This window comes from Rhizobium sp. BK181 (assembly GCF_014193305.1).
In the GTDB taxonomy this organism is placed as follows: Bacteria; Pseudomonadota; Alphaproteobacteria; order Rhizobiales; family Rhizobiaceae; genus Rhizobium.
Genome location: NZ_JACHZA010000002.1, coordinates 73,676 through 87,480 on the forward strand (window position 1 = coordinate 73,676; position 13,805 = coordinate 87,480).

The window sequence follows — 13,805 nt, forward strand, 5'->3', positions numbered from 1 at the left end:
ACGGTTCGATTACAATTTCAGTTTTGAGGCCGTCGGAATGAGGTGAGAATCACGCCATTCCGACGGCGCATTCATCGACGGAGATGATGCCAATGCGCAGCATTCTTGTGTGTGTGATGATTGCATTTGCATCCTGTGCCTACGCGCACGATGCGCCGTCGGGTTGGAGCTATGAGCCCTTTTGTTGCAATGGCGACAGCGAGAACGGGGACTGTCAGATGATTCCTCCCAAGAGCGTCGCGATCACACCGCACGGATATCGGGTCACGCTGCTACCGGGTGATCATAGGCTTGTTACACACGCACATGTCTTCCTTCTTCCCATGGGCAAGGCAATGCGTTCCGGTGATGGCGACTATCACCTTTGTCTGTTCCCGAACGAGGACACGCCACGCTGCTTCTACGCGCCTCAGATGGGTTATTAGCTGCCGCTGGTCCCGACGACGTTCATTTCAGCAAGAATCCAGTTTCGGAAGGCCTTGATCTTAGGGACGTTGCGGCGGTTCTCCGGATAAGCCAGCCAGTAGCCGCGGCCATCGGTGCATTGAAGCTCGAATGGACGGATCAGCTTCCCGCTCGCAAGTTCCTCCGGATAGAAGTCAGGTGTAAGGATCGCAACGCCCTGGCCGGCCACCGCGGCCGCGGCCTCATAGGCCTGGGCGCCATAAAAGCTCGTGCTTCTCTTCTCGAAGCTGGGAATCGGTACGCCCGCAGCTTCGAGCCATTGGTGCCACCAAGGATCGGTGGGATCGAAAATCCGAAGCTTTAAGAGGTCGGCGGGCTCGTGAATCCCGCCGATACTTTCCGCAAGTGCCGGACTCAGCATAGGGGTGAAATAGACGTCCATCAGTTTGTCCGCCCGCAGCCCCGGCCATTCTCCCCTGCCTGAGCGGATGCCGACATCGACTGCTTCGCGGCCGAAATCGACCAGCGAATCCGTGGTGCTGAGCCGCACGGCGATATTCGGATTGGCGAGCTGAAAATTGCCAAGCTTGCGCGCAAGCCATTGGGACGCGAACGTCGCCAGGCAGGTGATCTGTAGGGTTACCTCTGTTTCCCCACGCGCCTCGGCCATGGCGAGTTGCAGCATTTCGAAAGCTTCGGTCACCTGCGGGGCCAGCCGTTCTCCGGTCTCGGTCAGGCTGATGTGGCGTGGACGACGCAGGAACAGCGGCTCGCCGACATTCTCCTCCAGTAGTTTTACCTGGTAGCTAACGGCGGTCTGCGTCATGCCGAGTTCTTCGCCTGCACGCGTAAAGCTGCCGAGCCGCGCCACGGCCTCGAAGACCCGCAGGGCGTTCAAAGGAAACTGCTTTGACAGCTTCATGGATAAGTTCTCTTTATGCGTTCCAACGATTGTTCGATTGGAATTGCAGCATTTATTGGCGCAATCTGCAACCCAACGGATCAGATTGTTGAGGTGATGTTATGGATTGCGTCGTTATCGAGCACAAGAGTCATGCGAGGGTTTCCGAGACTTCCAATTGGCTCTCAGGCCTTGGCCGCAGACTGCTGCGGCGGTTTTCGGAATGGGACCGGCAGGACCTCGAAGGCATGCCTGATCGCGTCAAGCGCGACCTCGGTTTCCTGGACGGGCGGGAGCCGCGTTTCGACAGGGAGTTCTGGCAGTAGGCGTCAACTGAGAAAAGGCAGCGCTTGAGTGCTTCCTTTTCTCAGGCCTGCTTCATTCGCTCGACGGCCATCAGCACGCGCTCGGGTGTTGCTGGCGCGTCGAGCCGAGGGCAAACCTTATAGTTCGCAACACTGGCGACAGCCATCGAGAGTGCTTCCAGCACCGAAATCGCCAGCATGAACGGTGGTTCGCCGACTGCCTTTGAGCGGCCGATGGTGGCTTCCGTATTTTCCGACCATTCCGCCAGCCGGACGTTGAAGCTCTTCGGGCGATCGGAGGCGAGAGGAATCTTGTAAGTCGAGGGCGCATGTGTCCGCAGCCTGCCTTTTTCGTCCCACCACAATTCTTCGGTCGTCAGCCAGCCCATGCCCTGCACGAAAGCACCTTCGACCTGGCCGATATCGATCGCCGGGTTCAGCGAGCGCCCGACATCGTGCAGGATATCGGTGCGTTCAATCATGTATTCGCCGGTCAGCGTATCGATCGACACTTCCGAGCAGGCGGCGCCGTAGGAGTAGTAGTAGAACGGAGTGCCTCGGCCGGCCGCGCGATCCCAATGGATCTTGGGCGTCTTGTAGAAGCCCGCGGCGGAAAGCTGGACGCGAGCAAAATATGCCTGCTTGATGAGGTCAGGGAAGGCGAATTCCTTGTCGCCGACTCGTACACGGTTCGGCAGGAAGACGACATCCTTTGGCGGCACCGCCCATTTCTCGGCGGCAAAGGCGACCAGCCGTTCCTTGATCTGGCGGGCGGCATCGTAAGCCGCCATGCCGTTCAGATCCGATCCGGACGACGCCGCCGTGGCCGAGGTATTCGGCACCTTGCCTGTGGTCGTGGCTGTGATCTTCACCCGCTCGATGTCGACCTGGAAGCTGTCGGCCAGCACCTGCGCCACCTTCGTGTAGAGACCCTGGCCCATCTCCGTGCCGCCATGGTTCAGGTGGATCGAGCCATCCTGATAGACATGCACAAGAGCGCCGGCCTGGTTGAAGGCCGTCAAGGTGAAGGAAATGCCGAACTTCACTGGCGTCAGCGCGATGCCCTTGCGGATGAAGCGGCTGTTGCGGTTGAACTCGATGATTGCGTTGCGGCGCGCCTGATAGTCGGCGCTTTCCTCCAGCTCATCGACGATGCGGCCGATGATGTTGTCTTCGACCTCCTGGTGATAGGGGGTGAGCGTGCGACCCGAACCGGGCTGTCCGTAGAAGTTGAGTTTGCGGATTTCGAGCGGATCCTTGCCGACGGCGTAGGCAATTTCTTCGATGAAGCGTTCAGCACCGAGCATGCCTTGGGGGCCGCCGAAGCCGCGGAAGGCGGTGTTCGAGACGGTGTGCGTTTTCAGCGGCTTCGATGCCAGGTGAACATGCGGGTAGAAGTAGCTGGAATCCGCATGAAACAGCGCGCGGTCGGTCACCGGCCCGGAGAGGTCGGACGAGAAGCCGCAGCGGGCGGCGTAGGTGGCATCGACGGCGTGGATCCGCCCATCGTCGTCGAAGCCCAGTTCATAATCGACGAGAAAATCGTGGCGCTTGCCGGTAGCAGCCATATCCTCGTCGCGGTCGGGCCGGAACTTGATGGCACGCTTCAGCTTCTTGGCGGCGATTGCAGCAAGGGCTGCAAACTGGTTGCCCTGCGTTTCCTTGCCGCCGAAGCCGCCACCCATGCGGCGAACGTTCACCGTCACCGCATTCGATGGGATATCGAGGACGTGGCCGACGATGTGTTGGATCTCACTCGGATGCTGGGTTGACGACCAGACCGTAACCTCGTCGTCCTCGCCGGGAATCGCCATGGCGACATGGCTTTCGAGATAGAAATGCTCCTGGCCGCCGATCCGCATTTGGCCCTTCAGGCGCCGCGCCGCGTTTTCCATTTCCGTTTTCGCATCGCCGCGCTGCAGGGTCATCGGTGTGATGACGAGCGGGCTGCCGTTGGCAAGCGCGCCGTCGATATCGCTCCAATGCGGCAGCTCGCGGTATTCGATCTTCGCCTTGCGGGCGGCTCGCCGGGCAATCTCGCGCGTCTCGGCAATGACGGCAAAAATCGGTTGGTTGTGGAATTCGACCTTTTGTTCCGCGAGTAACGGTTCATCGTGGCTACCGTTTGAACTGACGTCGTTGACGCCCGGGACGTCCTTGCCGGTGAACACCCAGATGACGCCTCGTGTGGCCTCGACCTCAGAGAGGTCCATGCTGACGATCTCGGCGTGGGCTCGGTCTGACAGGCCCAAGGCGCCGTGCAGCAGGTCGACAGGCTCAGGCAGGTCATCGATGTAATCGGCAGAGCCGGTGACATGCTTGTGTGCGGAATCGTGGCGCTGCGCGTCGTGCATGGCGCCGTTGATGATGAATTTGGGGTCGCCGAAGGTCGACTTGTCCATCATGCCACCTCTTCGAAGCGGTGGAGTTCAGCCGGCGTTCCTGATGTTTCCAGGAAAAAGCGCATCAGCAGGTTCTTCGCCGTCAGTTGGCGATATTCGGCCGTTGCGCGCCAGTCGGTCAGTGGCTGGAAGTCGGCATCGAACTCGGCCCGCACCGCCTCGATCGTCTGTTCGTTCCAAGGTTTGCCCATCAGCGCGTTCTCGACGTGGCGCGCGCGCTTCGGCGTTGCCGCCATGCCACCAAAGGCAATCCGGATGTCGTTGACGTCGCCTTCGCCGTCCAGCGTCAGATAGAATGCGCCGAGAACCGCGGTGATGTCCTCATCGCGGCGCTTGGTGATCTTGTAGACGGCAAATCGCGTGTCCTCGGCGGGATAGGGTACGAAGATGCTCTCGACGAATTCGCCGGGACGCCGATCCTGCTTGCCGTAAGCGATGAAGAAGTCCTCGAGCCGCAGCATCCGCGGACCCGCAACAGAGCGCAGCGTCACCGTGGCGCCTAGGGCGATCAAGGGTGGCGGCGTATCGCCGATCGGCGAACCGTTCGCGATATTGCCGCCGATCGTGCCCATGTTGCGGACCTGATCGCCGCCGATACGGTCGATGAGACGGCCAAGTGTGGGCACCTTCTTGGCAATGATCTCGAAGGCGCGGCTGTAGGTGACGCCTGCGCCGATGGTAAAACCGCCATCGCCCGCGGTGATCGACTGCAGATCGGTCAGATGGTTGATGAAGACAACCGGATCCAAGGCACGCATCTGCTTGGTCACCCAGAGCCCGACATCGGTAGAGCCGGCAACAATGGTGGCGTTTGGTTCCTCGGCCAGAACGCGCGCCAGCGCGTCCAGCGAGGCCGGGACGACCAGCCGGCCCTCTGCCGTGGTGATCGAAATGGTCTGGCTGGTCCGCATCGCCCAGAGGCGCGAAATGATCTCGGAGCGGGTCTTCTCGAGCGGGTCGAAGAGCGCGCTCGGGCGGGTGTGGCTCACCTGCTCGGCGGCTTTCACGATCGGCTCGTAACCGGTGCAACGACAGAGATTGCCTTGCAGTGCCTTTTCGATGTCGGCCCGGCTCGGCTTGTCGTTGGAAAGCCAGAGACCATACATCGACATGATGAAGCCTGGCGTGCAGAACCCGCACTGCGAACCGTGGCAATCGACCATTGCCTGCTGTACCGGATGAAGCGTGCCATCCTTGGCGGCCAGATGCTCGACCGTGACGACATGGGTGGCGTTCAGCGATCCCATGAAGCGGATGCAGGCATTGACGGACTCGTAGTGCAGCTTGCCGTCGATCAGCCGTCCGACGAGGACGGTGCAGGCGCCACAATCGCCTTCCGCGCATCCTTCTTTCGTGCCCATCAGCCGGCGCTTCAACCGAAGATAGTCAAGAAGAGTCTCGGTCGGTCGGACAGCGCTGAGCGAGACGTCCTCGCCATTCAGGATGAAGCGGATGCTGTCGTTCATGTCGTTCCCTGGTTTTTATCTTTATTTTGAATGGTTATGCCGCGGTCCAGCCACCGTCAATCGAGATGTGGGTGCCGGTTACCTGCCGGGCTTCGTCGCTTGCGAGATAGAGAGCCAGCGCGCCAATCTCTTCCGCCTTGACGAATTCATGCGTCGGCTGGGCCTTGAGGATCACGTCAGTCTTGACCTGCTCCTCGGTGATGCCGCGTGCCTTCGCCGTATCCGGTATCTGCTTCTCGACGAGAGGCGTCAGCACGTAGCCCGGGCAGATTGCGTTCACGGTCACGCCAAACTCGGCAAGCTCCAGCGCCGCCGTCTTCGTCAGGCCCAATATACCATGCTTTGCCGCGACATAGGCGGATTTGAATGGCGACGCGACCAGGCCATGCGCAGAGGCGATGTTGATGATGCGGCCCTGCTTTTTTGTCTTCATCAGCGGAATAGCGGCCCGCATTGTATGAAACGAACTCGACAGGTTGATCGCAATAATCTGGTCCCACTTTTCGATCGGGAAATCCTCGATCTTCTCGACATGCTGAATCCCGGCATTGTTAACCAGCACATCGACGCTGCCGAAGGTCTTGGCGCCTGTTTCGATCAGATCCGTGATTTCAACCGGCTTCGTCATGTCTGCCGGATGGTGGATAACCTTCGCCTCCGAGGTCGATTCAAGTTTCTCGATTATCGCCTTGATTTCCTCAGGCTTTCCGAAGCCGTTGATGACGATATTGTCGCCCTTGCTAGCGAAGGCTGTCGCGATCGCAAGGCCGATGCCGCTGGTGGATCCGGTGACGACGACTGTTCTGGCCATTCTCTTCTCCTCAAGCCATTTTGCGACGCAATAGAGATGAGGTTATGCGCAAAGCATCGTTGCTGGCAATTGCGCTGATGCCAAATCTCTTGTGTCGAAGAGAGGCGGGGTTCTTTCCTCGCCCGCCCTCCTGTCCTATTGATTTCTCCCGACAATCGCGATCAGCGGGGGGGACAAGCATGAGCGGATATGTTCTGGCAATCGATCAGGGGACGACATCGACCCGGGCGATCGTCTTCGACGGCGACATGCAGATCGCCGGTGCGGGCCAGAAAGAGTTCCGCCAGATCTATCCTCAGTCCGGCTGGGTGGAGCACGATCCGGAGGAAATCTGGGATTCTGTCGTCTCGACGATCAAGATGGCAATCCGCGAAGCTAGGATCGAGGCAACGGACATCCAGGCGCTCGGTATTACAAACCAGCGCGAAACGGTCGTTGTCTGGGAGCGTGAGAGCGGCAAGCCGATCCACAACGCGATCGTCTGGCAGGATCGCCGCACGGCAAGCTATTGCGACAAGCTGAAGCGGCAAGATCTTGAAAGGACCTTCACCAGGAAGACCGGCCTTCTCCTTGATCCATATTTCTCCGGCACCAAGCTTTCGTGGCTGCTCGCCAACGTCAAGGGTGCGCGGGCACGTGCCGCCAAGGGAGAATTGTGCTTCGGCACGGTCGATACCTTTCTGATCTGGCGGCTGACGGGCGGCAAGGTGTTCGCGACCGATGCGACGAACGCCTCCCGCACACTGATGTACAACATTGCCGACAACAGCTGGGACAAGGATCTCCTTGATATCCTGCGGGTTCCGGCGGCGATGCTACCCGAGGTGAAGGACTGTGCAGACGATTTCGGTACAACCGAGAAGCGGATACTTGGAGCGGAGATCCCGATCCTTGGTGTCGCCGGCGACCAGCATGCCGCGACCATCGGGCAGGCCTGCTTCGAGCCCGGCATGATGAAGTCGACCTACGGCACCGGTTGCTTTGCGCTGCTCAACACTGGCAGCGACATTGTTCGCTCGAAGAACCGGTTGCTGACGACGATCGCCTACCGGCTGAACGGCGAGACGACCTACGCGCTCGAAGGCTCGATCTTTATTGCGGGCGCGGCCGTGCAGTGGCTTCGTGACGGGCTTGGCATCATCGATACGGCCTCGCGCACTGGCGAGCTCGCCGACGCCGCGGATCCGACGCAGGACGTCTATCTGGTTCCCGCGTTCACCGGTCTCGGTGCACCGCATTGGGATGCAAACGCCCGCGGCGCGATGTTTGGTCTAACGCGCAACAGCGGCCCGAAGGAGTTCGCACGCGCCGCACTCGAAGCGGTTTGCTACCAGTCGCGCGACCTGCTCGATGCCATGCACAAGGATTGGAAGGGCGGTGTGGACAACACCGTTCTTCGCGTCGATGGCGGCATGGTCGCGTCCGACTGGACGATGCAACGGCTCGCCGACATTCTCGACGCGCCGGTCGACCGGCCCGTTATCCTCGAAACCACGGCGCTCGGCGCCGCCTGGCTTGCCGGCAGCAAGGCAGGCGTCTGGCCGGATCGCGGAGGCTTTGCCAAGAGTTGGCAACGCAACCACCGCTTCGAGCCGGCTATGGACGAGAAGACGCGCGCGGCAAAGCTCAAGGGCTGGCGTAGTGCGGTCAAGCGCACGATCGCCGATGTGTGACGAGCGCGATCGTTTCCGGAGCAGGCAGGCGGGCGTCTATTCCCGTATTTCTCCGGTCGCTCGGCTGATGCGATGTTCCAGAAATGTCAGACGGTTTTCCCTGATGGCCTGCAGAGCCGACATGTCGCTGCCCGCTATTTTCAGGTGAGGCAAATGCTCTCTGTAGACGAGCTCGAATATTGCGGCGCGCGTGTCCGGATCGACGGGGTTCGCCTCGTAGACAGGTAGGTCTGCGTGGATTGAAGGGTGGCCAGTGGCCCGGTCGATACGCGTGAAGTAGACCGGCTTGTTCTCGATCCGCGTGGTCGTTACCGCCATGTCGGCGCAGATTTCCAGAGCCTGCAGGACGGTGAACCTCTCCTGCCTTGCGGGCAGGACGAAGCGATGCACGATATCCATCGACCGGCCGCTGTCGCTCAAGTTGGCGATGATGGCGAGATCGCCCAGGCGAACCATGATTGTCTGCGTCTCGTGAACGGTTATCAGGTCGAAGTCCTCGCGATAGCGGTCGTCGTCAATCGCCAGAATGACGACCGAACCGAGGACCTCCGGCGAGAGGTGTGCTCCGGTGTAGGGAGAGCGGGCGAGGCAATGGATGTGATGGAGCGTCGTCCAGTCGGTATCCTTGTCCTGCATGACGGCCTGTACCCGCTGATCCGGGTTGATTGGGATGGCGCCGTCCTTGATCAGGAACTTCAGGAAGACCCAGGAAAGCCAGGTAAACAGCAGGCGTTGGCCGTTCTCGTCGAGACGCCGCTGGAGCTTCGCATAGCCCCCTTGTGTCAGTTGTCGCACTGGCTGCTCGAGCTTCTTTCCAAGCAACGAATTGCAATCCTTGCAGCAGGGCATCGTATGGCCGCCGTACTGTCTGGCCTTGTAATCATGCGGGAGAGTGATTTCCTTGTCATAAAGGTCGTACTTCCGCAGGATCCATTTGGGCAGGACGTGTTCCCGATTGGCCACTTTGCCGTTGAGAGGTTCACAGCAGATCAGGCACCGTGTCCTTTCGCTGACGAGATCGATAAAGGTGTCGGTATCGATGTAGACCTTGGGGTCATTCAAATACGGTGAGGGCACCATGTCCTTGTCTCCCGTCGGGTCGATGCGCACAATATGCACCGAGTTTCCCGCCGCGTCGCCCTAAACTGTGGCGCGTTCGGACCCGCTGTTCAGCCACTGAGGAGTTGGTAAGATTAGGTGACTGTGGGGCTACGGAATGTCGAGGGCACGCAGGCGGCGCTGGGATGGGCCGGGTCGCATACCAGTGTCGTCGATCGCCTGACGGGAAAGCCGGCGGGGCAGGGACTCGGCTTCAACGGTGCGCAGCTTTTGGCAAAGGAGATCTCCCTGGTGACCAATTCCCTGCGCTGCGGCGTGGCGGTTTCGATCGAACGTGCTGTCTAGCCACGATCAAGCGGGAACAGCCTGCCGCTGCCGCCGCGTGGGTGGCGTATAGAGCCAGGCGGCGCCGCTGCGATCGGCGATTGCCCGGATCGCAAGGGAGAGACCAATCGCAAAGACGACCACTAGCGGCGCGGTGATGTAGCCACTTGCAGCACTGCTTCCAACGATCGTGGCGACCATCGCGACTACAAGCGAGACGATCATGACGTGGGTCACGTAAACGGGAAGCGTGTTCCGTCCGAAGTAGGAGAAGGCGTGGCGCACTGGCTGCAGGCGCGACATCAGCGCAGCTGTTCCGCACAGCCATGCCAGGCCGGCGATGGAGGAGGCCAACGCCCAACTGCCTTTCTCAATGGCCTGCAGGCGCCAGCGCAGCCCGTAGAGCGCGGTGAAGATGAGTAAACCCGCGCAAGCGGTCAGCAGTGGCCGCTCCGTGATCGCGTCGACCACGGATTTTCCGTACCAGCAGCCGAAGAGAAAGAAGACGAAATACTGCAGCACGTTGCGATGGGTGAAGAGATCGATCGGCAGGTGCTCGCCGAAGGTCAGGATCGATAGCGACGCCGCGAGAGCCATTGCGGTCGGGCGGTGGACAGAGGAGAGAAGCTTCGTCGCGATCATGAAGATAGCGAGCGCCCAGATGAACCATATGCCGGTGTTCGGTGCCCACCACATTTCAAGCAATTGATAGGGATCGCTTCCTTCCGTCGGCACCAGGACATTGGTCTGGATGTAACGGAAGAACAGCCAGCGGGCGGTACTCCAGATCGCGAAGAGATAGACGAGCAGCCAGATCTTCCGACGCAGGAAATCGCCCCATGGCGCGCGCATGGCGGAGGCTGCCAGAAAGCCGGAGACCGTGAAAAACAACGGCATCCGGATGGGCGTCATGATGCTGCTCAGGCGGGCATAAAGGTCGGGCGCGATGTTGTGGAAGTCGTGATAGAGGAGGGTATGGTAGATCACCACGAGAATGATGGACATACCCTTGGCGATATCCAGCCAATCGATGCGGGGTTTCTGCTGCAATAGCCGCTCTCCGATTTGTGCAATGCAGCGAGATAGATAGGTCAAATGCGTCAAAAACGAGGGGTGGGAAAAAAATTGCACTGCGAGCGTGTATTGTACGGCTTTAAGTGCCGCCGCCTTTCGCCCGCATCAGCGACGCAGCCACGGCGTGGCGGTACTCCAGAAGATCACGTCGGCACCTAGATAATCGTCGGCGAAGGCGGTGAACTCCTCTTTGGTGAACGGCTTCTTCGTCTTCGGATTCTTGTAGGTCAAAGTCGGTTCCTGCACAGCGAGGCCGACGAAGGCTAGCTTGCCCTTGTATTTGTTGAAGAACGGATAAGAGTTCTTCATCTGGCCCTTGCGGTACGGAACGATATCCGGACCGCCGAGACCGACGTCATTCCTTGCCGCGAACTCGAAAAGCCGTCCCATATAGTTGTGGTCGTTTTCCCATTCGCAGGGCCAGAAATTGACGTACTGGACGACTTTGCTCTTGTTGAAGGCCTTACGGGCGAAGGCGAGATTTTCCATCTCGGCCTGGAAGTAGGCGTCGCAGCTGTAGCCATCCGGTTCGTGCTTCGGATCGAGATCGATTGCCGTCTCCGGCAGATTGACGCCGTAGACCTCGCCGTCGAACCTTGCGGCAAGGGCGGCCAGCAGCTCGTGATAGCGTTCGCGCACAGCGGGGTTCCATTGCTGTGCCACCCAGCCCGATCCAACGGGCTTGCTATCGCCGGGATTGTCGAACTGCGCGGTTATGCCGCCGCCATACGCCTTGTCGACCATCAGGTAGTCAGGGACGTTTCTCGCTTTCGGTTCGAAGAAGCGATCCTGGATTTGGATGAAGAGCTTCTTGTTCAGACGCTTGATGATGGCAAGATCGGCCTCGATGGCAGAAAAATCATATTGCCCCTTCGCCGTCTCGAGCTGGCGCCAGTTGTAGACGATCTGCACGCCGCCGATGTCCGGCCGGCTGATGAATTTGCTCGCCCCTTCAAGATCGCCAGAGCTGGTGTAGATGAAATTTTCCGGCGCAGATGCCGCACTTGTCGTGTTGTGCATGCAAAACAGAAGGGCGCAGGCGGCAAGCAGGCTGAGGGGGGTCTTCATTCTAGTCTCGACATTTCTCTGGGGGTCGCTGGATGGCCGTGAGAGGTTCAGCAATCCCGAGCAAAATGGGCGGCTTGATGGCGCAGGCGTGGCGATACTTGGCGGGAGGCTCATGTCCACAGCTGGATCGCTTATATTGGCCCATGCCAGCATGAGCGGACGTCTGGAATCCGCGCGCCGACACTGCCATAAATGAGGTTCATCGAGGGAGGTATCGTCATGCAGAGGAATGCGCCGGACTTCAGCCTTGCGGGTAAGGTGACTTTGGTGACGGGAGCAAGCCGCGGCATCGGTCGAGCTTGTGCCGCTGCATGTGCTGCAGCAGGCTCCGATATTGTTTTGGGGGTGCGGGATGTCGCAGCCTCGGCGGCCCTTGTTGCCGAACTGGAAAGTGTGGGACGAAAGGTTCTCCCCGTTAGACTGGAGATTCCCAACAAGGCCCATATCGGAGAAGCCGTCGACGCAGCACTTGCTACGTTCGGCCGGATCGACGTCCTCGTCAACAACGTCGGCGTGGCTCCGGGCAATCTCGCGGAACTCGTTGAAGAGAAAGACCTTGACGAGATACTTGACGTCAACATCAAGGGCACCTTTCTGATGACGCAGGCCGTTGGTCGTCACATGATCGAGCGCAATGGGGGGCGCATCATCAATATCAGCTCACAGGCGGGTACCGTGGCGCTGCGCGGCGAGGCAATCTATTGCATGAGCAAGGCGGCCATCAATCACCTCACGCGCTGCCTTGCAGCCGAATGGGCACGCTATAACGTCACCGTAAATACCGTGTCGCCGACGTTCATACACACGGACGGTACAGCACCGTTCTTGTCCGACACCGACAATCGCAAGGCGACGCTCGATCACATTCCGCTCGGCCGGATCGGTGAAACCGATGATGTGGTGGGCGCCGTCGTCTTCCTTGCATCACCGGCGGCAAGCCTGATCACCGGGGCGAACCTGCTGGTGGATGGTGGATGGTCCGTCGCCTGAGATCGAGGCGCTCCCGCTGACCATGCCCCAACAGCCGACGCAGGTCGCCATCCCAATAGCGAGTAGCCTTTGACAAGGACAGGAACCTGAACCTTGGGGCAATCCCCAGCAAGTAAGGCACCTAGAGGCTGGCTGCTCGCCGGATCAAAGCAAGAACCGGACCGGTGACGGGTTGAGATAGCCATCAGCAAGAGGTATGTGCTGCCGACCGCAAGCGGCTTTCGCAAACAACAAGGTGCATCCTGGCATGACTCCAGATTTCCTCGTCACTCATTCCGGTGGCTTCCATGCCGATGAAGTGCTGTCGAGCGTCATCCTGACCCGGCTCTTCCCGCAGGCCCGTGTGATCCGGAGCAGAGCCCCGGAGTGGATCAAACCGGCCCCCGATCGGATCATCTATGACGTCGGCGGCGCGTATGATGCCTCGCAGGGCATCTTCGACCACCATCAGCGTGGCGCACCTTTGCGCGACGATGGGCAGCCCTATAGCTCGTTCGGCCTGATTTGGAAGCATTACGGTCGCGACTACCTTGTTGCCACGGACATTCCCGAAGCTCACGTCGAGGCATTGCATGCCTCGTTCGATCTCGCCTTCGTGCTGCCGATCGACCTGACGGACAACGGCGCCCTCAGCCCGTCGGGGCCGTTGGCCGGGCTGACGCTGCCGGCTTTGCTCGAAACTTTGAAGCCGGTGTTCGACGACACTGATCCGAATGCCGATGATCGGAGATTTCAGGACGCCGTCGCGATTGCCCGCAGTTTCGTCGAGGCAAGGATCGCCCAAAGCGGTGCCAAATTGCGGGCGGAGACACTTGTCCTTGAGGCCATCGAGCGCGCGGGGCGGGGGCGCGTTCTCGAGCTTCCGATGGGAATGCCTTTCCGCCCTGCGATCGTCAAGGCGGGCGCCGATCATCTTCTGCTTGTCGTTCACCCGCGAGAAAAGGACTGGTGCGTTACCGGGATTCGTCGTGGGGACGAGGGGTTCGAGCTTCGCGCGGATCTGCCGGCCGCCTGGGCCGGCCTGACCAATCACGACCTCGAAGCTGTCTGCGGCGTCGAGGGCGCAACCTTCTGTCACAACGGCCGCTTCGTGGCGGCTGCCCGGACTCGCGAGGCCGCATTGGCGATGGCCGAGTTGGCCGTGCAAGAGGCCCTTGCCGTCGGAGCCGCTAGCTGAGACAGGCCTGAAAAGGGCTCGCTCTGACAGATGTCTGCCACAACGGCCGCGCAGCGCGTGGCCGGTTGTTTCTCTTGTGCTGCGCTGGCCTCCTTCAGTCGCCGCACGTTTAGCCATCTCCTTCTCCAAGCTGTATTTTTTTGCTGCGTC

12 protein-coding genes and 1 pseudogene are annotated in these 13,805 nt (G+C 60.1%); 6 read left to right on the forward strand and 7 right to left on the reverse strand.

The features are described 5' to 3' along the window. Window positions 1-92: 92 nt before the first annotated feature. Complete coding sequence (locus FHT77_RS07815; RefSeq protein ID WP_016554797.1) at window positions 93-425, forward strand: hypothetical protein; 333 nt, start codon at window positions 93-95, stop codon at window positions 423-425. Here the strand turns inward: FHT77_RS07815 and FHT77_RS07820 are convergent. After that, window positions 422-1,327: a LysR substrate-binding domain-containing protein gene (locus tag FHT77_RS07820; RefSeq protein ID WP_183754046.1), complete on the reverse strand. Its 906-nt coding sequence runs from the start codon at window positions 1,325-1,327 to the stop codon at window positions 422-424. The two genes, FHT77_RS07815 and FHT77_RS07820, sit on opposite strands and share 4 nt — an antisense overlap. Window positions 1,328-1,428: 101 nt before the next feature. On the opposite strand from FHT77_RS07820, the gene FHT77_RS07825 reads away from it, so the two are divergent. Beyond that, window positions 1,429-1,632, forward strand: a complete 204-nt coding sequence (locus FHT77_RS07825; protein WP_183754048.1) for a hypothetical protein — start codon at window positions 1,429-1,431, stop codon at window positions 1,630-1,632. Between the two features lie 41 nt (window positions 1,633-1,673). Here FHT77_RS07825 and xdhB read toward each other — a convergent pair whose 3' ends face one another. The 3 genes from xdhB to FHT77_RS07840 are packed head-to-tail and all read right to left on the reverse strand — an operon-like array spanning window position 1,674 to window position 6,290. Then, window positions 1,674-4,013, reverse strand: a complete 2,340-nt coding sequence (xdhB, locus tag FHT77_RS07830) for a xanthine dehydrogenase molybdopterin binding subunit (RefSeq protein WP_183754753.1) — start codon at window positions 4,011-4,013, stop codon at window positions 1,674-1,676. Continuing rightward, window positions 4,013-5,479 carry a xanthine dehydrogenase small subunit gene (gene xdhA / locus FHT77_RS07835; RefSeq protein WP_183754050.1) on the reverse strand — a complete coding sequence of 489 codons (1,467 nt, stop codon included), beginning with the start codon at window positions 5,477-5,479 and terminating at the stop codon, window positions 4,013-4,015. The genes xdhB and xdhA overlap by 1 nt, the downstream gene beginning before the upstream one ends. A gap of 34 nt (window positions 5,480-5,513) precedes the next feature. Further along, window positions 5,514-6,290 carry a 3-hydroxybutyrate dehydrogenase gene (locus FHT77_RS07840; RefSeq protein ID WP_183754052.1) on the reverse strand — a complete coding sequence of 259 codons (777 nt, stop codon included), beginning with the start codon at window positions 6,288-6,290 and terminating at the stop codon, window positions 5,514-5,516. A 179-nt stretch (window positions 6,291-6,469) separates the two neighbouring features. Here FHT77_RS07840 and glpK point away from each other — a divergent pair, with 179 nt between their 5' ends. Next, entirely contained in the window at window positions 6,470-7,963 is a 1,494-nt protein-coding gene (gene glpK / locus FHT77_RS07845; protein WP_183754054.1) for a glycerol kinase GlpK, read from the forward strand. A gap of 36 nt (window positions 7,964-7,999) precedes the next feature. Here the strand turns inward: glpK and FHT77_RS07850 are convergent, their stop codons facing one another. After that, window positions 8,000-9,082 carry a hypothetical protein gene (locus tag FHT77_RS07850; protein WP_312859734.1) on the reverse strand — a complete coding sequence of 361 codons (1,083 nt, stop codon included), beginning with the start codon at window positions 9,080-9,082 and terminating at the stop codon, window positions 8,000-8,002. A 78-nt stretch (window positions 9,083-9,160) separates the two neighbouring features. On the opposite strand from FHT77_RS07850, the pseudogene FHT77_RS07855 reads away from it, so the two are divergent. Continuing rightward, window positions 9,161-9,307, forward strand: a pseudogene (locus FHT77_RS07855) (OsmC family peroxiredoxin); the annotation flags it as partial. Between the two features lie 66 nt (window positions 9,308-9,373). Here FHT77_RS07855 and FHT77_RS07860 read toward each other — a convergent pair. Together FHT77_RS07860 and FHT77_RS07865 are read right to left on the reverse strand one after the other, a co-directional pair. Next, window positions 9,374-10,396 carry an acyltransferase family protein gene (locus tag FHT77_RS07860; protein ID WP_183754056.1) on the reverse strand — a complete coding sequence of 341 codons (1,023 nt, stop codon included), beginning with the start codon at window positions 10,394-10,396 and terminating at the stop codon, window positions 9,374-9,376. 129 nt (window positions 10,397-10,525) lie between these two features. Further along, the gene (locus FHT77_RS07865; protein ID WP_183754058.1) at window positions 10,526-11,488 is read right to left on the reverse strand and encodes a hypothetical protein; all 963 of its coding nucleotides are present in this window, start codon (window positions 11,486-11,488) and stop codon (window positions 10,526-10,528) included. A gap of 219 nt (window positions 11,489-11,707) precedes the next feature. Here FHT77_RS07865 and FHT77_RS07870 point away from each other — a divergent pair, with 219 nt between their 5' ends. Both FHT77_RS07870 and FHT77_RS07875 read left to right on the forward strand, forming a co-directional pair. Further along, window positions 11,708-12,478, forward strand: coding sequence for an SDR family NAD(P)-dependent oxidoreductase (locus FHT77_RS07870; protein WP_183754060.1), 771 nt, complete (start codon window positions 11,708-11,710; stop codon window positions 12,476-12,478). 247 nt (window positions 12,479-12,725) lie between these two features. Continuing rightward, the gene (locus FHT77_RS07875) at window positions 12,726-13,655 is read left to right on the forward strand and encodes an MYG1 family protein (RefSeq protein ID WP_183754062.1); all 930 of its coding nucleotides are present in this window, start codon (window positions 12,726-12,728) and stop codon (window positions 13,653-13,655) included. Window positions 13,656-13,805 lie beyond the last annotated feature (150 nt).

Coding starts and splice junctions, on each gene's coding strand:
- FHT77_RS07815 (WP_016554797.1), top strand. CDS start 93: ATGCGCAGCATTCTTGTGTGTGTGATGATTGCATTTGCATCCTGTGCC.
- FHT77_RS07820 (WP_183754046.1), bottom strand. CDS start 1,327: ATGAAGCTGTCAAAGCAGTTTCCTTTGAACGCCCTGCGGGTCTTCGAG.
- FHT77_RS07825 (WP_183754048.1), top strand. CDS start 1,429: ATGGATTGCGTCGTTATCGAGCACAAGAGTCATGCGAGGGTTTCCGAG.
- xdhB (WP_183754753.1), bottom strand. CDS start 4,013: ATGGACAAGTCGACCTTCGGCGACCCCAAATTCATCATCAACGGCGCC.
- xdhA (WP_183754050.1), bottom strand. CDS start 5,479: ATGAACGACAGCATCCGCTTCATCCTGAATGGCGAGGACGTCTCGCTC.
- FHT77_RS07840 (WP_183754052.1), bottom strand. CDS start 6,290: ATGGCCAGAACAGTCGTCGTCACCGGATCCACCAGCGGCATCGGCCTT.
- glpK (WP_183754054.1), top strand. CDS start 6,470: ATGAGCGGATATGTTCTGGCAATCGATCAGGGGACGACATCGACCCGG.
- FHT77_RS07865 (WP_183754058.1), bottom strand. CDS start 11,488: ATGAAGACCCCCCTCAGCCTGCTTGCCGCCTGCGCCCTTCTGTTTTGC.
- FHT77_RS07870 (WP_183754060.1), top strand. CDS start 11,708: ATGCAGAGGAATGCGCCGGACTTCAGCCTTGCGGGTAAGGTGACTTTG.
- FHT77_RS07875 (WP_183754062.1), top strand. CDS start 12,726: ATGACTCCAGATTTCCTCGTCACTCATTCCGGTGGCTTCCATGCCGAT.